The 20,020-nt window shown below is 37.6% G+C and carries 16 protein-coding genes; all 16 read left to right on the forward strand.

All coding sequences use genetic code 11. From position 1 onward, the window contains the following. Positions 1–6 precede the first annotated feature (6 nt). The 16 genes from tssM to MTF68_RS04440 all read left to right on the forward strand — a co-directional run bounded on the left by tssM (position 7) and on the right by MTF68_RS04440 (position 20,020). Positions 7–3,516 (forward strand): type VI secretion system membrane subunit TssM, encoded by a 3,510-nt coding sequence (gene tssM / locus MTF68_RS04365; protein ID WP_248461774.1) that lies wholly within the window; start codon positions 7–9, stop codon positions 3,514–3,516. Further along, on the forward strand, positions 3,498–4,226 hold the full coding sequence (gene tagF / locus MTF68_RS04370; RefSeq protein WP_248461775.1) for a type VI secretion system-associated protein TagF: 729 nt from the start codon (positions 3,498–3,500) through the stop codon (positions 4,224–4,226). The genes tssM and tagF overlap by 19 nt, the downstream gene beginning before the upstream one ends. After that, positions 4,219–5,016 (forward strand): protein phosphatase 2C domain-containing protein, encoded by a 798-nt coding sequence (locus tag MTF68_RS04375; protein WP_024032880.1) that lies wholly within the window; start codon positions 4,219–4,221, stop codon positions 5,014–5,016. Before tagF ends, MTF68_RS04375 begins: the two co-directional genes overlap by 8 nt. A 220-nt stretch (positions 5,017–5,236) precedes the next feature. Further along, positions 5,237–6,367, forward strand: coding sequence for a type VI secretion system protein TssA (gene tssA, locus MTF68_RS04380; protein WP_248461776.1), 1,131 nt, complete (start codon positions 5,237–5,239; stop codon positions 6,365–6,367). 16 nt (positions 6,368–6,383) lie between these two features. Next, complete coding sequence (tssB, locus tag MTF68_RS04385) at positions 6,384–6,887, forward strand: type VI secretion system contractile sheath small subunit (protein WP_248461777.1); 504 nt, start codon at positions 6,384–6,386, stop codon at positions 6,885–6,887. Further along, entirely contained in the window at positions 6,884–8,374 is a 1,491-nt protein-coding gene (tssC, locus tag MTF68_RS04390; RefSeq protein WP_248461778.1) for a type VI secretion system contractile sheath large subunit, read from the forward strand. Before tssB ends, tssC (MTF68_RS04390) begins: the two co-directional genes overlap by 4 nt. Before the next feature lie 36 nt (positions 8,375–8,410). Beyond that, the gene (gene tssC, locus MTF68_RS04395; RefSeq protein ID WP_248461779.1) at positions 8,411–9,937 is read left to right on the forward strand and encodes a type VI secretion system contractile sheath large subunit; all 1,527 of its coding nucleotides are present in this window, start codon (positions 8,411–8,413) and stop codon (positions 9,935–9,937) included. A gap of 5 nt (positions 9,938–9,942) precedes the next feature. Further along, a complete protein-coding gene (locus MTF68_RS04400) occupies positions 9,943–10,710 on the forward strand; it encodes a type VI secretion system accessory protein TagJ (protein ID WP_248461780.1) in 768 nt (255 codons plus the stop codon). A gap of 17 nt (positions 10,711–10,727) precedes the next feature. After that, on the forward strand, positions 10,728–11,213 hold the full coding sequence (tssE, locus tag MTF68_RS04405) for a type VI secretion system baseplate subunit TssE (RefSeq protein WP_248461781.1): 486 nt from the start codon (positions 10,728–10,730) through the stop codon (positions 11,211–11,213). Then, positions 11,210–13,036 (forward strand): type VI secretion system baseplate subunit TssF, encoded by a 1,827-nt coding sequence (tssF, locus tag MTF68_RS04410; protein WP_248461782.1) that lies wholly within the window; start codon positions 11,210–11,212, stop codon positions 13,034–13,036. The genes tssE and tssF overlap by 4 nt, the downstream gene beginning before the upstream one ends. Continuing rightward, positions 13,033–14,022, forward strand: a complete 990-nt coding sequence (gene tssG, locus MTF68_RS04415; RefSeq protein ID WP_248461783.1) for a type VI secretion system baseplate subunit TssG — start codon at positions 13,033–13,035, stop codon at positions 14,020–14,022. Before tssF ends, tssG begins: the two co-directional genes overlap by 4 nt. Before the next feature lie 22 nt (positions 14,023–14,044). Continuing rightward, positions 14,045–16,648 carry a type VI secretion system ATPase TssH gene (tssH, locus tag MTF68_RS04420; RefSeq protein ID WP_248461784.1) on the forward strand — a complete coding sequence of 868 codons (2,604 nt, stop codon included), beginning with the start codon at positions 14,045–14,047 and terminating at the stop codon, positions 16,646–16,648. 250 nt (positions 16,649–16,898) lie between these two features. Further along, the gene (locus tag MTF68_RS04425; protein WP_248461785.1) at positions 16,899–17,378 is read left to right on the forward strand and encodes a type VI secretion system tube protein Hcp; all 480 of its coding nucleotides are present in this window, start codon (positions 16,899–16,901) and stop codon (positions 17,376–17,378) included. Between the two features lie 72 nt (positions 17,379–17,450). Then, positions 17,451–19,328, forward strand: a complete 1,878-nt coding sequence (tssI, locus tag MTF68_RS04430) for a type VI secretion system tip protein TssI/VgrG (protein ID WP_248461786.1) — start codon at positions 17,451–17,453, stop codon at positions 19,326–19,328. 7 nt (positions 19,329–19,335) lie between these two features. After that, complete coding sequence (locus MTF68_RS04435; RefSeq protein WP_024032868.1) at positions 19,336–19,692, forward strand: hypothetical protein; 357 nt, start codon at positions 19,336–19,338, stop codon at positions 19,690–19,692. A gap of 37 nt (positions 19,693–19,729) precedes the next feature. Continuing rightward, on the forward strand, positions 19,730–20,020 hold the full coding sequence (locus tag MTF68_RS04440; protein WP_024032867.1) for a PAAR domain-containing protein: 291 nt from the start codon (positions 19,730–19,732) through the stop codon (positions 20,018–20,020).

The raw sequence follows: 20,020 nt of genomic DNA on the forward strand, positions 1-20,020 counted from the left end.
GCTGACATGAGTTTTTCACACAAAATAAAAAAAATTACTTACGTACTCACTTCTAAAACAGCCATGTTAATTATCGGCTTTTTGGCGTTATCTTTATTAATTTGGTTTGGTGGTCCGCTTATCGCGATTGCCGACTATATACCTTTAGAGAGCGTAGCAGCACGGCTATTAACTATTTTGTTTGTTATTTTAGTGTTTGCTATCACCAAAATTTATAGCTTAACGCAACAAAGCAAACGCGATGAGAAAATGGCCGATGAACTAATTGAAAGCGATGAGTCGAACAGTAACGAGGTGAATGAAGAGATCACTACGTTAAAAAATCGCATGAATGAAGCCATCAACTTACTCAAAGATGTAAAGCTATTTAAAGGTAAAAATATATATCAATTACCTTGGTATATTATGATTGGCCCGCCTGGGGCCGGTAAAACAACGGTTATTAATAACTCCGGCTTAGACTATCCGTTAAAAGATAAGTTAGGTGTGGATTTAGTCCACGGTGTTGGTGGTACACGAAACTGTGATTGGTGGTTCACTAATAAAGCTGTACTTATCGATACCGCAGGACGATACACTACACAAAGTAGCCACGCAAAACATGACTCACGCGCATGGGAGGGCTTTTTAGGGCTTTTACGCAAGTACCGCCCTCTACGCCCCATTAACGGTGTAATGATCAGCATGGGTATTTCTGAGCTCATGAGTCAAACTAAAACAGAGCGTAACCTACATGCCCGCGCAATTAAACAGCGCTTACAAGAGTTACAAAATCAGTTGGGTATGACTTTTCCGGTGTACGTCATTCTTTCTAAAGTTGATTTAATTGAAGGTTTTAGAGAGTTTTTTGGCGAGCTTACAGAAGAGGAATGCGAGCAAGTTTGGGGTGTTACTTTTGAGTTAGACCTAGATAAAGACACTCAAGTTGAAGCATTTAACAAAGAGTTTCACGCATTAATTTCAAAACTGACAGAAATGCTTAATCGTAGGCTGATTAACGAGCGTAATGAAGAAATACGAGCCAAAATTTTTGAATTTCCGAGACAGCTTCGTGTGCTGCAAGGTGTGGGCGATGCGTTTTTAAAAGAAATTTTTACCCCTAACGCTTATGAAGAACTCCCTATGTTTAGGGGCGTGTATTTGACCAGTGCAACTCAAGAAGGGAAGCCAGCTAGCTTTTTAAATGACGTAAACTCAGCAGATTCTAGTTATATAAATCAATCGAAAAGCTTCTTTATTAAAAATGTTTTAGAAGGTGTAATTTTCCCTGAGCAAAACCTAGCCAGCACTAACAAACATCACGATAAGCAAAACAAATGGCTCAGAGTAGGTAGTATTTCTTTAGCCAGTATTGCGGTAATTGGTTTTTCTATTTCGTGGTACTTTAGCTTTGCATGGAATAATAATTTAATGGCTGCTACAGATGAAGCCATTGAAACTTATCAGGAGCTAGATGCCGCCTCGTTTGATAGAAGCAACTTATTAGTATTAAACGACAGGCTCAATGCGCTAAGAAACTTACCAGCTAACAACCCTGCGTTAGTTGATGACGATGAATCTCAGTCAATAGGTTTTAATAAGCTTAATGAAATTAAACAGTCATCTACACAAGCCTATAACAGGTCTCTACAAACGTATTTAGAACCCTATATCGCAAATACGTTAATTAAAGAAATGGAAGCGCACCCAGAGCACCTTAGCTATTTATACGAGACGCTAAAGTGCTATTTAATGCTATTCCAACCTGAGTACTTTGAAAGTGAAGATATTTCGGCTTGGTTTAATGCATATCTAGAAAGAAATCTACCGGGTGATAAAAATGCGCTAACTCGCGGCCAGTTAATGAACCACATTGCTGCCTTACTAGAGCTTGGTGTTAGTCAAACCAAAATAGATAATCAAGCAGTGCGTATAGCTAGAGCTGAATTAACTAAGTTACCAATAGCCGAAAGAGCATACCAACGCCTACAAGCTGATTTTCTTGATAGCAGCATTCCGCCGTTTAGATTAACAGACATTATTAGTTTTGAAAGTGCGCAAAAATTCACATTCAGAAACAATGGCGAGCTGACTCGAAGTATCCCTGGTTTATATACCTTTAACGGTTTTCACGGCATTTTTAATGTTGAAAAAAGTAAAATGCTTGGAAATTTGATGGCAAGCAGCTGGGTATATGGCGAGGAAGCATCGGGCACTTATGATATTTCTAAAGAAGAGATTGAAAAGAAATTAGAGCAGCGTTATTTCCAAGATTATGTCTTCTTTTGGCAATCATTTATCGACGATTTAAGCCTGAATCAGTACAGCTCACCTGCTGAGGGTGTGAATATTACTGATGTACTTGCTGGCTCAGAAGCACCGATTAAAAACATTATTATGGCTGTGCAAAAAAATGTGCAACTAACCAAATTGCCGGTGTCAGAGAATCAAAAAGCAGCGGGTAAAGTTGCCGCTAATGCCGCTGAAATTGCAATGCAAACTAAAGCTAACAGAATTAAACGTTTTTTACCTGACGAAGCGCCTAAGTTTGACATTAAACTGCCAGGTTATCAGGTTGAAGAAGCGTTTGAAGATGTTATAAATATTGATGCTCAGCAATTAGATAACATTCAGAAAAACCTCAGAGAGCTTAACGTATATCTAACTAAGCTTGATAGAGGTGATCAGTTAAAGTCATCAATAAAAGATCAAATCAGTGGAAAAAGTAAACCAAGTTTCATTCGCCAACTTGAGTTCCAAAGCCGTGATCTACCTTACCCATTTAATAGCTGGTTATTAGATATAAGCAGAGATACCAGTAATATCACTAAAAATAGCGCTAACAGACACTTAAATGAGATTTGGAAAAGCCAAGTTTTACGTGAGTACAACGCAGCTATTGTGGGCCGATACCCTTTCTCTCCTTATGCACAAAAAGAAGTGAATATGAAAGACTTTACACGCTTCTTTGGACCAGATGGCACTATTGATAGCTTCTTCACTAACTATGTAGCACCAAGTGTGGATATGAGTTCGAGTCCGTGGAAGTTTGAAAAAGACATTGGCATAAGCGCTGATACTCTAGCCATGTTTGAACTAGCCCATCAAATTCAAACGGTGTTCTTCGATGGTGGAAGTGCAACACCTAGAATTGAGTTTGGCTTACGTCCGCTATCGTTGGATAAAACTACATCGAGCTTAATGATTGAAATTGACGGTCAATCAATGATTTACCGACATGGCCCTTTAAGAGTTACTAACTTTGTTTGGCCAGGCGCAAGTGGACAAAGTAAAACGCGAGTTGTATTCACTCCACCTAATGGAGGCCGCTCAGTAAATACGACTTACCAAGGTGAATGGTCGCTTTATCGCATGCTAGATGAGCTTAGCGCTAAAAGAGCTAAAACACGTGAGGATTTAGAGTTACATTTTTCTCTCATGGGTAACAACGCAAAAGTTGAGCTATTGCCAAAATCAATTAGGCATCCATTTTGGAATAAAAGTGTAGAGAAGTTTTCATGTCCGACCCGATTATAAATATAGGCTACCTCGGCAAAGTCCCTAGCTTGGGAGACTTTGTTCAAGACAGCGTTTCGAAAGAATTTTCAGAGCACTGGGAGCAATGGCTGCAAGCAGCTATTGCTGTAAGCAAGGAACAGTTAGGCGACAATTGGCAAGATAACTACCTAACAGGTCCTGTATGGCATTTTGCTTTATCGCCAAATATTGTTGGCGATAAAGGCGTAATGGGAACCCTATTACCGAGTATGGATGCAGTAGGGCGCCATTACCCATTTACAGTGGCCAGTACATTAGAAGTTGCGCCGATAGAAGTATTAAATTCGGGCGTTTTCTCCTTAGAGTACGAAGACACAGTACTTAAAGTGCTCGATAACTCTGTTGACCTTTTTACTTGGCGAAAAGACGTTGCTAAATCGATAAGCACCCTTATAGCGCCTAAAAAGCAGCTTAGTATTTCTCCCTCTAGCGACAAAAATAAAGAAGGTGAAGCATTTGAGTTCTCAGGTGATGAGCTATCAAGTGATGTTTTAAAAGACGCCCTACATGCACTTTTATATAAAAAGCATGGTGATTATAGTGTTTGGTGGACACACGGTTCATGCAATATAAAGCCTATGATGCTTGTTACTTCAGGACTACCGCCTGTTAACCAAGTTGCTGCTATGTTAGATGGCCGATGGAAACATTGGGAATGGAATTACACACAGGTAAAAAATAGTGATTAGCAATTTAAGTACAAGTTACGCAATAACTCATCGCGGTGCAGTTAGGCAATTAAATGAAGACTCTCATGTTGAAATTAATAGCCATAACTTATGGGTAGTAGCTGATGGAATGGGTGGACATGAAGCGGGTGAAGTTGCAAGCCAACTAGTCGTAGATGTTATTAGAGCAAAAGTTGAAGAAAAGACACTAGCTACGCTTAGCGTTGCTCATATTGTTTCAGCTATTGAAGATGCTAATCGCCAATTAAATGATTACAGCGCTCAGTACTTAGGAAGTAAAACGGCGGGCAGCACAGTAACCGCCTTATTTATAAAAGATAATCAATATTACGTTTTGTGGGTAGGTGACAGCCGGGCATACATGTTGCGAAATGGCCAATTACAGCAAGTATCGCGGGACCATAGCCAAGTAAATGACCTTATCGATGAGGGCGTAATTTCAGTCGAGGAAGCAAAAACGCACCCTCTTTCGAATGTGATTACCCGTGCAGTGGGCGTTACAGACGAAGTTAAAGTAGATGTAGTACAAGGTGAAGTAAATACTAATGATATTTTCTTACTTTGTTCAGATGGCTTAACAGGCGAATTGTCTGATGAAGAAATATGTTTGTCATTAGAACCTAATAGTATTATTGATTCAGGTATGGCGCTAATGCATTCTTCTTTAGTAAGAGGTGCACGCGATAATGTTACCTGTATTATAATTAAATATGGCCATGAAAATTTTAGTAGCAAATCGGAAACATACAAAATTCAAGATGAAGCTACAATTCCACTTTTTACCAAGTAGTTATTCTTAAATATAAAGAATGTTATCTTTTTTATTTTAGAGTTTTTACTTTAATTTTTGGCATGGATTAAGCAAATATATTAAATTTTAATTATTTATATAAAAACAACAATTAAGATTTAAACTCAATTGTAACTAAGCTTGTAATTTATTATAAAGAATGTAATATGAAATCCGCTCCGCTTTATTGGAGTTTTATGGATAATTTTAGGACGATGGAATGTTTGTATTTGAAGAGTATATTTCCCCTATTTCTGAAACTGAGATCGCAGGTTTAGACCCTCGGTCTGATGTCTCCCCAACGTCTACTTATTATGCTTTAAAAGATTTAAGAAATCAGCTGCGTGCCGCAGAGAGAAATGCATTAGTTGATGAAGAAGGTATTTCTTCATTATCAAGAGACTGGCTTCCTCTATTAGAACAATGTAGTAATGCAATAAAGACTGAAAGCAAAGATATAGAGTATTTAGCGTGGTTTATTGAAGGGCTGTGCCGAGTTTATAGCTTTAAAGGTTTAGCTTTTGGTTTTAAAATTGCTCACAACTTACTCAATAAATATTTTAATGAATTATACCCGTCACTTGATGACGATGATGAAGTATCAGATAAAGTATCTGCATTGGTTGGTCTCAATGGTTCCGCAGGCGAAGGCACATTAATAATTCCAATTAAAAGTATCTACCTTACGGATAGTGCCAGCATGGAGTCATATTCTTTTTGGGAATATCAGCAAGGCTATGATATTTCGCGTCTAAATGATGAAAAAAGAGAGAAAAAACTCAGCTCAGGTGCTGTTGACTATGAACTCATTGAAAGAAGTGCAGCTGAAACAAGCACTGAGTTTTTTGTAACCTTAAAGCAAGATATTGAAGAGGCCATGCAGCAATTTTCGCTTTTAAGTGAAGTGCTTGATCAAGTCACTGGGCAACCCCAACCTACGTCCAATATTAAAAAGGCTCTGGAAGTAAGTCTATCTGCAGTTAATCATATTGCAGCTGATAAATTTGCTGCATTGGAGCAAGCTAAACTTGAAGCTGAAGCTGAAGCTGAAGTATTACTTGAAGCTGAATTGATAAAGAGTGATGGTGAATTAGGTACTACAATAGCAGCTAAAAAGCAAGGTAGCTTAGAAATAGACTCTCGTGAGAGTGCGATAAATAAACTTAAAGAAATAGCCGCTTTTTTTAGAAAAACTGAACCACATTCTCCAATGTCATACACAATAGAACAAGTGATTCGATGGAGCGAATTATCGCTGCCTGAATTATTAAATGAATTAATAACAGATAGTGATGCTAGGACCGGGTACTTTAAGTTGTCTGGCATTAAGATCAGCGAAACTGAAACATAAGTAAAAGGAGTTCTCTATGAGTATCCATGATAAATTAAAACGAGTACGTAAACCTCGCGTTCACATAACATATGATGTTGAAACAGAAGGCGCAGCAGTAAAAAAAGAGTTACCTTTTGTTATTGGCGTAATGGGCGATTTTTCCGGTGATAGTACTGAAAATATTAAGCCACTTAAAGATAGGCGCTTTATACAAATTGATCGCGATAACTTCAATGACGTTCTAAAACGTATGAGCCCCTCTTTAAATTTAGTTGTAGACAATACGCTTAACGATGATGGCTCACAATTTAATGTAGAGCTTAACTTTAAGTCTATGGATGACTTTGAGCCTGCAGCTGTTGTGAATCAAGTTGAACCATTAAGAAAATTAATGGAAACGCGTAATAAATTACGTGACTTAATGACTAAAATTGACCGTTCAGAAGAATTAGAAAATGTACTTGAAGAAGTATTAAGTAATACTGAAAGCTTAGATTCTATGGCAAAAGAATTAAAGATAGAGGAGACTGAAAAATGAGTACTGAACAATTAAGTACAGAATTAGAGTCCAATACAGAAACTAGTACGTCTTTACTTGAGCAAGCAATTGGTGCTACTAAGCAAACAGATGCTAACCGCGCAGAAGAGCTTCTTAAAACGCTTACTGAAGAAGCATTAAATGGCACAGTTCAGTGGAACAAGAACCTAACTGTTACGTTTAACGAAGCTATTAAATTAATCGATGAAAAAATATCAAAGCAGTTAAATGCTGTTATACATACTGACGCTTTTCAAAAGTTAGAAGGCTCTTGGCGTGGCCTGCATCATATGGTTTCTAATACTGAAACAAGCTCAACACTAAAAATTCGTGTTTTAAACATGAAGAAAAAAGAACTACATAAAGATTTAAGTAAAGCAGTTGAGTTTGACCAAAGCCAAACTTTTAAGAAAATTTATGAGTCTGAGTTTGGTACTCCAGGTGGCGAACCATACGGTACAATTGTAGGTGATTTTGAGTTTACAAATCACCCTGAAGATATTGAAACATTGAGTTTAATGTCAAATGTATCTGCTGCAGGTTTTTGCCCATTTATATCAGCCTCAGCACCTTCACTTTTTGGATTTGATGACTGGGAAGAGTTAACAAAACCACGAGATCTTGAAAAAGTATTTGAATCAATAGAATACACAAAATGGCGCTCATTTAGGGAAAGTGATGATTCTCGATTTGTGTCTTTAACTATGCCTAGATTCTTATCGCGTTTACCATACGGTGCTGCGTCAAAACCTGTTGAAGAGTTTAACTTCGAAGAGTTTGAAATAGGAGAAAAGGATGGAAGAGCGCTGAGTGCTTCAAATGAAGATTACTGTTGGAGTAATGCAGCTTACGCAATGGCAACAAATATGAGTAAGGCTTTTGCGGAGTATGGCTTTTGTACAGCAATACGAGGTGCTGAAGGCGGGGGTAAAGTAGAAGGTCTACCAACTCATATTTTCACAAGTGATGACGGTGACCCTGACTTACAGTGTCCTACTGAAATAGGCATTACAGACCGTAGAGAAGCTGAGCTAAGTAAACTAGGCTTCTTACCTCTGTGCCATTACAAAAATACCGATTACGCTGTTTTCTTTGGTGGTCAAAGTTGTCAAAAACCACAAATATATACTACACCTGATGCAACTGCTAATGCAGCGATTTCAGCTCGATTACCATATTTGATGGCTACCTCTCGCTTTGCACATTATTTAAAAGTGATGGCACGCGATAAAATTGGTAGCTTTATGGAAGCAGAAGACGTCGAAACTTGGCTAAATCGCTGGATTTTAACTTTCGTAAATGCTGCTGAAGGTGGTGGGCAAGATGTTAGGGCTCGTTATCCTCTAGCTGATGCAAAAGTGTCTGTTAAAGAGATCCCTGGTCAACCAGGTGCTTACAATGCAATTGCATGGTTAAAACCTTGGTTACAAATGGAAGAATTAACGTCTTCATTACGTCTTGTAGCTAAAATTCCAGAGATTGGTTAATTTATTAGTCTCTGGCGTTAAGGATAATGCATTAGAATGAATCACGAAGAGTTTTCATTTATAAGTCAAGGAGCTGCTTTTCATAATGAAGGACACTCTAGAATAAGTGATAATGAGGCTTTACTAGATCGATTTTTAAATGAAAAAAATCTAAATAAAGCTTTATTACTCTGGCTTGAAGGCTCTTCTGATTCTCCAATCTCGTGGGCCAAAGAGTCATTGGCTCCATACTTTCAAAGAGTAGTAGTAGAACTTGATCGACTGATCACTGAGCAAATAAATACTATTATTCATAACACAGACTTTCAAAAGTTAGAAGCTAGCTGGCGCAATTTAAAGTGGCTACTTGTACAAACAGAACAGCAAGATAAAGAAAATAAAGTCAAAATAAAGGTATTGAATTGTGATTGGGGCACCCTTTCTAAGGATGTTAATAAGGCAATTGACTTTGATCAAAGTAGTTTTTTTCAGTTAATTTACCAAAGTGAATTCGATCGTGCGGGTGGAGAGCCTTTTGGTGTAATAATTGGAGATTATGAAGTAAGTAACTCAGCCTCTGGTGGGGCATTTTATAATGATATTGATACTATAAAGGAAATCTCGCGTACAGCAGCTGCAGCTTTTTCACCTTTTATTTGTTCTGTATCAGCGAGCTTTTTTGGTGCTGATAGCTTCTCAGATTTAGGCTATTATTCTGATTTATTTAATCAATTTGAGCAAAAAGAATATGTAAAATGGCAAAGCTTTAGAGAGATGGAAGAGTCTCGTTTTATTGGTTTAACACTCCCTCATGTATTAGTCAGGCCGCCATATAGTAATGATGGTAAACGCCATGAAGATTTTTATTTCAAAGAGCACATTAAAGACCCCGAAACAGATATGTTATGGGGTAATGCAGCATTCCAGTTTGTATCAACAATAATTAGGGCTTACTGTGATAGTGGATGGTTTGGACAAATCCGAGGAATAGAACCTGGCAAAGTATCTAAAGGACTTGTTACAGGGCTTGCAAAAGATAGCTTTGCAAACGATACCTACCAAAAAGAAGCGAAACCACCTTTAGATTTATTAGTAACAAGTAAGCTAGAGAAGCAATTTTCTGAATTAGGTTTTATTCCAGCTTCTTCAGTTACTAATACTGAGCACATTGTTTTTTATAGTAATGCAAGCGCTCAAAAAGCGAAATATTATGATTCTAGTGCAGCGACTATAAATGCCCGTCTGTCAGCTATGCTGCAATATATATTGTGCGTTTCACGTTTTGCACATTATTTGAAGTTAATGGCAAGAGATAAGGTCGGCTCTTATTATAACTCTAGAGAGTGCGAGCAAGACTTGCAAAAATGGATAAACAACTATACTGCTGCCCCAGACTCTTCATCTGAGTACATGAGAAGTAAATACCCTCTTAGTAACGCTAAAATAAAAGTAAGTGAAAATAAAGCTAACCCAGGACATTACTTTTCGGTACTTCAGCTTCAACCCCATTTTCAGCTAGACCAAATGGTGTCCAGCATTAAACTAATTACTGAGCTAAGCCCTCACCATCAAATAAAGGAATAATATATATGAGAAAAATACACGCTTTAATTCGTGAAGGAAAACTTATAGAAGCATTAGCTAACTGTGCGGAAGAACTTCAAGATGAGCCATTAAATTTTGATATCAGAAGTATTTACGCTGAGCTACTTTGCATAAATGGTGAGCTTGAAAAAGCTGATAAACAACTCGACTTTATGGTTCAAAAGAATCCGGAGTTTGCAGTTGGTGCTGTAAATTTAAGGCACTTAATTCGTGCACAACAATCGCGAGTTGACTTTTATCAAGGTAAGGGAATTCCTAAGTTATTTCATGATGCGAGTGAGTTAGACACACTATTTTTGAAAATGCACGTTGCTCTTTTAGAAGGTGCTACCGATGAAGCCTCGCAGTTAGCTCGAGAGATGGAATCTATAAGAGTTACAACAAACGAAACATCACCAAGAGATCTTGATGATTGCTTAAATCCATACCTAGAGGTTTTAGGTACTAATGGTGAGTTTTATTTAGCAAATTTTAACGAAATTGAATCATTGAAAATAGAGCCTGCTGAATCCTTACTAGAGAGTATTTGGTTACGTGTAGAAATTTCTATCAAGGATGGTCCATCAGGTACAGCTCACTTACCACTTGTTTATATTAATTCTGAATCTGAACTTGAAAAGCTAGGTCAAGTATCTGATTGGATTGAGCTTAAAGGTGAATTTATTACAGGTAAAGGGATGAAAATGCTTTTTGTTGATGATGAAGCAATCACAATTTCAAACTTAAAGATTAATACGCTTGAATCTGTATAACTCAAGTTTAGCTAGAAATGATAGAACTCAAGCAACAGCTACAATCGTCTATTCTCGATAAGCTTATAGATGATGAACCAGAACTTCGGGATGCGCCTTCACGCACCGAGGGGATCATTATTAGTGAGCTTAGAAAAAACGTGCGCAGAGATATAGAAGCTTTGTTAAATGCTCGAATTCAATGGCATACATGGCCGAGTCAATATAGTGAGCTTAAAACTTCATGCCTTTCATATGGGTTGCCTGATTTTTCAAGTATGTCGGTAGGATCTCATGAAGGGCGCGCATTATTATGTGAAATAGTTAAAAGTACAATACAAAGGTTCGAACCGCGCTTTTTAGAAGTTGAGGTTTTTACAGATGAAGAAGCTCCTTTAAATAGAGTACTTAACTTAAGAATTAATGCATTGCTATACGCAGATCCTGAGCCTGAGTTTATTAGCTTTGACTCAGAGGTAGAGCCTGTTAATTTAGGCATGAGAATAATCGAGGCTTCATTATGAACGATGAACTATTGAAATATTACAATCGTGAATTAGCGTACGTGCGTCATTTAGGAAAAGATTTCGCTGAAAAATATCCAAAAGTTGCAGGTAGATTAAAGCTTAGTGAAGATAATATAGAAGACCCACATGTATCCAGACTTATAGAGTCTTTTGCTTTTTTAACAGCTAATATCAGACAAAAGCTTGATGATAGTTTTCCTGAGCTAACAGATGCTTTATTAGGTCAATTGTTTCCTGATTACCAAGCTCCTATACCATCTATGTCAGTTGTTAAACTTGAAGCTGAAAATCTATCAACAACTGGAGTCGTTATTCCTAGAGATAGTGAAGTAGAAACAAATGTAGATGAAATGAAGCAATGTAAATTTCAAACATGTTATGAGACTTACTTGTGGCCGGTAGAAATTACCTCGGCCCAATTTGATAACAGTCCTTTTGTAGCACCAACACCTAAATGGAACAAAAAAGCTAAGTCAATATTTAAAATAGAGTTAGCAGGCGAATATAAGGGTGTCTCATTACATGAAACAGGCTTAGATACTTTAAGAATATACATCAATGGGCAGTGGCACCACACTTTAAAAGTGTACGAGCTTCTTTTTAAACACTGCATAGGGGTCGCGATTGACAACGGTGAGGAGGGAGTTAAGTACATATCTAAAACTCAGCTACAGCCGGTAGGGTTTAAAAATAAAGAAGCTGTTATTCCTTATTCACAGCGTTCATCTAGCGGATATAGATTACTTGTAGAAAATTTCACTTTTCCAGAAAAATTTCGCTTTTTTGAATTACAAAATATTTTAAGCTCATTGCCTAAAAACTCCAACTCTTGCGAAATTTATTTTTACTTTGATACAGAGTCCTCAGAACTTGAGAAGCAAATTGACAAAAGTGTATTTCTATTAGGTTGTACACCAATTATTAATTTATTTGAGCAAGAACTAGAGCCTATACGCCCAGAATTAAGTGAGTACGAATATAAGCTATCACCTAGGTACATGGATGCAGAAATTTCTGAGGTTATAGAAATTAAAGAGGTTTTAGCCTTTGATCAAAAAGGGAATAAACAAGTAGTTACTCCTTTTTACGGACAAACTCATCCCCGATATTATGGCCATGATGACTTATTTTGGCACCTCAGAAGAGAAGCTGCCGCATGGGCAGGCGGTTATGTAGAATCTGGTACGGAAACATATTTATCATTGGTTGATGCAGCTTTTGAAAACTCCGCTATGGAATATAGTAGTGGTAATACAGTACTAACGGTAAGAGGGACATGTAGTAATAGAAACTTACCCGTAAGTATGCCTTTTGGCGATGAAGAGCTTGGTTTATTAATGCCTGAACGAGGTGATGTAATTAAAAAAATTCGTTGTCTTGTGCCTTTTACTCACGCTGTTAGGCCTGTAATTGCAGACTCGACAAGGTGGCAATTAATCAATCATCTTACCCTAGATACGTTTAGTGGTGAGAATGCATGCCATAAATTAAAAGAAGTGCTTCGTTTATACGACTTTAAGGCATCACCTCAAACCAAAGCGATGATAGATAATATCTATAGAGTAAAAGTTGAACCGTCAACTGTTAGAGTTCTACAGAAAGGGCGTGTAAGCTTTGCATCTGGGAGTGAAATTGAATTAACTTTTGCCAATGATGACTTTTCCGGTAGTGGCATGTTTTTCTTTTCTTCTATACTCGACCATTTTTTTGCTCAATTTACAGCTGTCAATAGCTACACTCGTTTAACTTTGAAATTAAAAGAGCAAGATGAAATTTATTATCAATGGCCAGCAAGAGTTGGGGAAACCCCATTGCTATGATTGAAACTTTAATATCTCAGACCTCACAAGTCGATTTTTATAAAGCTGTCTTCATAATAGAAAGTCAGTTAAAAAAGAATGGCTTAGAATATAGACATGTCGGTTATGACAGCAGCCCTAAACTAGAGCTCATTAAATTTACAGCAACTCAGAAATTGGGTTTCCCAGGAAATGCCATAAGTAAAATAGAAAATATCGGATATGAAGACAATTTAGCGAAAGTAAATATAGAAGTTTCGTTTATGGGTTTAACAGGTTGTGCAGGAGCACTACCTCAATTCTATAGTGAACTAGTTTTACAGCGATTAAGGTTTAAAGATACCACCATGAGGGATTTTTATGACATGTTTAATCATAGATTAGTATCATTATATTATCGAGCTTGGAAAAAGTATAAACCTTCGCTTAATCATATCAATAACAATAAATCTAAAGATCCATATACAAAAATATTAGGTTTGTTGAGTGGAGGTTATAGAGAAAGTCAACTCCATTTTTCAGGTATGTATAGCAGAAAAGTACGTAACGCCAGTGATCTTCAAAGCATATTAACTTATTACTTAGATTGTGATGTAAAAATACAGCAAATGATAGGCCAATGGAAAACTCTAAAAATACAAGAACAGACTAGTCTGCCCAGCCGGTTAGAATTTGAAGGGCGTCATGCCAGGCTAGGTGTTGATACTGTCCTAGGTAAGCAAGTTTGGGATATCTCTTCTTTAGTAGAAGTCCACATTTTCACTGAAAATGTTGATAAAGCTAGGGCATTATTACCAAATGGTACTTTATTTATATTAGCAAAAAATATTACTAAGGATTATCTAGGCCGAGCAGTGCAGTTCCGTTTAGAAGTTAAGTCTAATTTTCATAAGCTCAAAGCCATACAGCTTGGAGGAAATGACTACCAACTTGGCAATAGCAGCTTTTTAGTATCCAATAAAGATCCATCTACGTTTTCCCCCACTCAGTTATCGTTTAAAGGATAATTAAAATTAAAAGGAACAAAGTATGTCTTCGATGACACTGAATAAACTAGTTGAAAAGCTAAGCCCTGATTGTAAAAAAAGTCTAGAAGGCGCAGTTGCAATTTGTAATAGTAGAAGCCACTTTACAGTGGAGCTTGAACACTGGTTACTTGCCATGATCGAGCAGCAACTAGATGATGTTAGGCTTATTTTTGGCTCTTTTGACATTGATATTGAAAAAGTAAAGCAAGACTTAAATCAATCTTTAGAAGCGTTTAAAACCGGTAGTGAGTCATCTCCTAGCTTATCTGTACATGTTACTAGCTTATTAAAGCAATCTTGGTTAAGTACCAGTATTGAATTTACAGATAATCAAATTCGCAGTGCCTACGTTATTTATACGCTTGTAAAAGACGATACCTTATCGAGCTTAGTAACCCGTTGCAGTAAGTTATTTAATAAAATAGAGCCGGGGCAGTTACTTCATGCTTGGCCGGAAATTGTTGCTCAATCGCAAGAACGTAATCACTCATTACAAAACACGGCTAGCCAATCGGCTACAAACTCTAAAACCCCGAGCCTTGACCAATTTACTGTTGATTTAACTGCTCAAGCAAAAGCCGGGAAAATAGACCCTATTTTAGGACGCGATTTCGAAATTCGCCAAATGGTAGATATTTTAACAAGGCGCCGTCAAAACAACCCAATTTTAACCGGTGAAGCGGGTGTAGGTAAAACCGCCGTAGTTGAAGGCTTAGCTTTAAGAATTGCACAAAAAGATGTTCCAGCCGTGCTGCAGAACGTGAAAATCCACAGCTTAGATTTAGCACTATTACAAGCTGGCGCAGGCATGAAAGGCGAGTTTGAAAATCGTCTTAAATCATTAATCAATGAAGTAAAAAATGCAGTTAACCCGGTTATTTTATTTATTGATGAAGCCCATACGATGATTGGTAGCGGTGGAGCCGCAGGCCAAAACGATGCTGCTAACTTATTAAAACCAGCACTTGCCCGTGGCGAGCTTAGAACCATTGCTGCTACAACGTGGGCTGAATATAAAAAGTTTTTTGAAAAAGATGCTGCTCTAACACGTCGATTCCAAGTGGTAAAAGTAGAAGAGCCAACGCCAGAAAAAGCAGTGGCTATGTTACGCGGTTTAGTGCCCGTTATGGAAAAACACCACAAAGTATTTATTTCTGAACAAGCACTCGAAAGTGCAGTGCACTTATCTCATCGCTATATTACGGCAAGGCAACTACCCGATAAAGCGGTGGCATTATTAGATACTGCCTGTGCGCGGGTGGCAATGAGCCAAGCATCTACACCAAACACTATAGAGCAACTTGTAAATCGATTAAGCGAAATAGAAACACAAGTGCAGATGCTACACCGTGAACAAAAAACAGGTTTAGATCATTCAGTGCAACTAGATACACTTAAAACTGAACTTGTAACTATTGAAGAGCAGTTAGCGCCGTTAACTGAGCAGTTTAAAGTAGAAAAAGAAATTGTAGCTGAGCTTAATCAGGCACTCGAGTCTATTAACTCAGAACAAGAAAATTCATCAGATGAAATTTTAGCCAATCTTAAGCAGAGTAAAGAAAAGTTAACTGCTTTTGAACATAATATGGTTCATTGGCAAGTAGATGAAGAGCTTATTGCACAGGTTATATCAGATTGGACTGGCATACCTGTAGGTAAAATGCACGAAGATGAAATACATGGCATTTTAAACCTTGCACAGCAAATGAAAAAACGTGTTGTAGGGCAAGACCATGGGTTAGATTTAATCGCTAAGGTAGTGCAAACATCTCGCGCCCAACTAGCAGATGAAAGCCGACCTAACGGCATTTTTATGTTGGCAGGTCCAAGTGGTGTAGGTAAAACCGAGACTGCACTTTCGCTTGCACAAGAAGTGTATGGCAGTGAAGAAAATGTCACCATTATTAATATGTCTGAGTTCAAAGAAGAGCACAAAGTATCACTACTGCTTGGTTCACCTCCTGGGTATGTAGGTTATGGCGAAGGTGGCATATTAACCGAAGCCGTAAGAAGAAAACCGTACAGCGTAGTATTGCTCGATGAAATGGAAAAAGCTCACCCTGGTGTACAAGATATTTTCTATCAAGTGTTTGATAAAGGTACAATTAAAGACGGTGAAGGCCGTGATATCGACTTCAAAAATACAATCATTATTATGACCTCTAATGTGGGAACTGATACCACCATGAGTTTATTTGAAGACGAAGAAAGTAAACCTAGTATCAAAGGTTTATTAAAAGCATTACAAGATGATTTACTCGCATCATTTAAACCTGCTTTTTTAGGGCGTATTAATGTAATACCTTACATTCCATTAAGTGACGATATTCTTACTGAAATTGCCGCTATTCAAATAAATAAAATAATCAAACGCGTTAAAAAACATTACAATGCTGAATTGGTTTATAATGACAGTGTGATTGAATATATTATCGCAAATTGTCAAAATGCTGGCTCAGGCGCACGTAATATACATACTATTTTACAAAATAGAGTGCTGCCATTACTTTCGGAAGTTTTATTATCTAGCATGATCTGCGATAAAGAAATCAAGAGTATATCCCTGTTTGTTAAAAATGATGAATTTGAATTAGAACTGAATTAAATTTAGTTTAAAATTAAATTAAAATAACTTGTTATTAAGGTTGTTTCTTTAGTTTTAGGGCATTATAATTTTGGTGCCTGATATCACTACATGGAATTTTTGAGACATTGTCTTCATCTAAGGAAAGGAATCAGAAGGCCTTTTCATTGCTGTATTAAAGATAATGATTTCGAAGGAATTTTGGGTCAACCAAAGTAAATAATCCAATACAAATGGATAACATAAGTTTAATTAAAAGGAGCATTATCAAATGCAAGCAAATACATATTTAAAATACGGTAAAATCGAAGGTGAAACTACAGCTGCTGGCTTTGAGGGTACAATCACTGTTTTATCTCTTGATTTTAACGTAAGTCGCGAAATCAGTTCATATACAGGAACAGCTATGGACCGTGAGTCTAGTTCAGCACGTCTTGGCGACCTTACAATTACTAAACTTCAGGATAATGCATCTTCGTATTTGCTTGAAGAAGCGACAATCGGAAAAGGTCAGCCAGCTGTATTTCAAATCACTAAGCAAGGTGATGTGATTGAAGAAATTGTAAATATCACACTTACAGACGCTATGATTTCTAGCTACTCTCTTTCAGTACAAGGTGATCGTCCAATTGAAACTATTACTATTAGCTATACAGAAATGTTAATGGCTGTTACTCCGACAGATGACACAAACATGACTAAACCAACTCTTCGCTATGGTTACAGCGGCGTTACTGGTAAAAGAATGTAATATATTTTACCTTTTAATAGCTCTGAGCTTTGCTCAGAGCTTTTTAGATCTTTAGGAAGGGAATAGCAAGGAATGCAAAAAGAAACACAAGACAATAACGTAATTCAGATTAGCACCCCTGCTGGTAAAGATGCCCTCTATTTAACTCGTTTTGTTGCCCAAGAGGCTATGTCTGACTTATTTGTTATGTCTGCCAATATGTATACTATTGGGAAGCAAATAGCGCACGAAGATTTAGTAGGTAAGCCTGTATCTATAAAAGTAAAAAATGCGGATGGGGGCGGCGAGCGGTACTATCACGGTATAGTGAGCCATTTAGTTTCAAACGGCAGCCGTACAGCTGATGTAGAAGAACAAAAAAACTATATAGATTACCAAGCAACGATAGTCCCGTTTGCAGCATCTATGCGCAATCGTAAAAACAGCCGAATATTCCAAAAGAAAACAATTAAAGAAATATTTACTGACCTATTTGGCCAACACAATGTTGCCTTTAGCGATAAAACCAGCAAGACATACCCTAAATACGAGTACTGTGTTCAGTACCAAGAGTCAGACTTTGACTTTATTCAACGATTACTTCAACAAGAAGGTATTTTTTACTTTTTTGAACATACTAATAGCAACCATACACTCGTACTTGCAGATGATATAACTGCTTACGAAGTGTGTGACGAAGCAAAGGTTGTTTATTCAACTGGCCATTTAAGCGAATCACACGTATCACGTTGGCAGGGCGGTTTAAGTATTGCGCCAGGCAGCTTTAAACGCGTTGGTTACGATTTTAAACAGCCATCACGCTACCCAGATGGTGAGCAAGCTAATCCAGAGTTACCGACTCAATCAGTATCAGAAATTTTTGAATACACGGGCGAGCAAGAATGCCACCCGCGCGCAGCTAATTTAGCATCTGTGCAGCTTGAGTCATTACAGCGAGACATGAAGCTTTCTAGTGGTCGTAGTGATTGCCGTTCATTTACAGTGGGTAAACTCTTTAGCTTTAAAAAGCACGAAGACCCACGTCTTGAAGGTAAAACATTTGTTATTACCTCTATGATGACGTCAATAACAATACCTAATCAATCGGGTGCATTGCAATCAAGTGCTGAAGAAGTGTACTCGAACCATTTTGAATGCGTACCCAAAGATATACCCTACAGAGCGCAAATAAATAAGAAAAAACCAGTTATAAACGGTGTGCAAACGGCAATCGTAACTGGCGACAGCGCCGATGAAATAATGATTGACCAATATGGTCGCGTAAAAGTGCAATTTGACTGGGACCGAGAAGGTAAAAAAGATTCAAAAAGTTCATGTTGGATCCGTGTTGCGCAAAATTGGGCAGGTAAAAAGTGGGGGGCATTTTTCTTCCCTCGGGTAGGCCAAGAAGTACTTGTAGACTTTATAAATGGCGACCCAGACCAACCAATTATTAGCGGAGCAGTGTACAACGCAGATTTAATGCCTCCGTATGCATTACCTGGCGAAAAAACACAAAGTGGTATTAAAACACGCTCTACTAAAGAAGGCGGAGCCGATAACTTTAATGAGCTAAGGTTTGAAGATAAAAAAGGCAGCGAGCTGGTTTATATTCAAGCAGAAAAAGATAAGCAGCTTTACGTAAAAAATGACCAAAACGACAAAACAGATCACGACCATAATATTGAAATTGGCAACGATCGAAAAGTTGATATTGGCAATAATGAAACACTAAAAGTGGCTAAAAATCGCAGTGACGATATAGGTGAAAACGACACGTTAAAAGTGGGTAAAACACTTAATATTGAAGCCGGTGACGAAATAGTAATTAAAACAGGCTCTGCACAAATTAAAATGAGCAGCAGCGGTAATATAACTATAGAAGGCACTAATATAGACATTAAAGGCAGTAACGTTAAAGTTGATGGTAGCGCCATTACTTTATCTGCCGGCATGATTAAATTAAATTAGTGCAGTTATGGAAATAATAAATAGCTTTTATACAGGGCATAGAAATGGCATTAATAATAATGGTTACGTTGTATATTGCCGTTACGGTTTGCCGTATTTAATTTGTTTGCCAATAAATAGGCCAGATGATCCATTGCTAAATCCTGCATTAACGCATTTAAAAGCTATGGATGGTTATTATGCTAATCAGTTTTTAAGTAATTTACATAATGCTTTAAATAGTGAAGATACCATAGCCGCTTTGTATCAGTACGCATTACAAAGCCCGGTATCAATTTCGGATTATAGTAAGGCAGAATTAGTTGATACCTTATCGGGTTTAGTTTCTCAAAGTAAATTATTAATTATTCCTTTATTTGATTAGTTTTATTGTCAAAAAGTAAATAAGACAAGGAGTCTTTATGGGTAAGCCCGCAGCTACAATTGGTCATATGCATGTATGCCCTAAAACTACAGGTACAGTCCCGCATGTTGGCGGCCCTGTTGTGGTAGGCTCAACTAATGTATTAATAGGTAGCATGCCTGCAGCACGTAAAGGCGATATGTTAGTGTGTGTTGGCCCACCCGACAGCATAAAGTCAGGCTCTGGTAGCGTAAAAATTAACGGTAAACCCGCAGCTCGAATGGGTGATGATAGCTCCCACGGCGGAAAAATTGTTGTTGGTAACCCTACTGTATTAATAGGTGGCTAA

The organism is Pseudoalteromonas sp. 2CM37A (assembly GCF_023161885.1).
Taxonomy (GTDB): Bacteria; Pseudomonadota; Gammaproteobacteria; order Enterobacterales; family Alteromonadaceae; genus Pseudoalteromonas; species Pseudoalteromonas atlantica.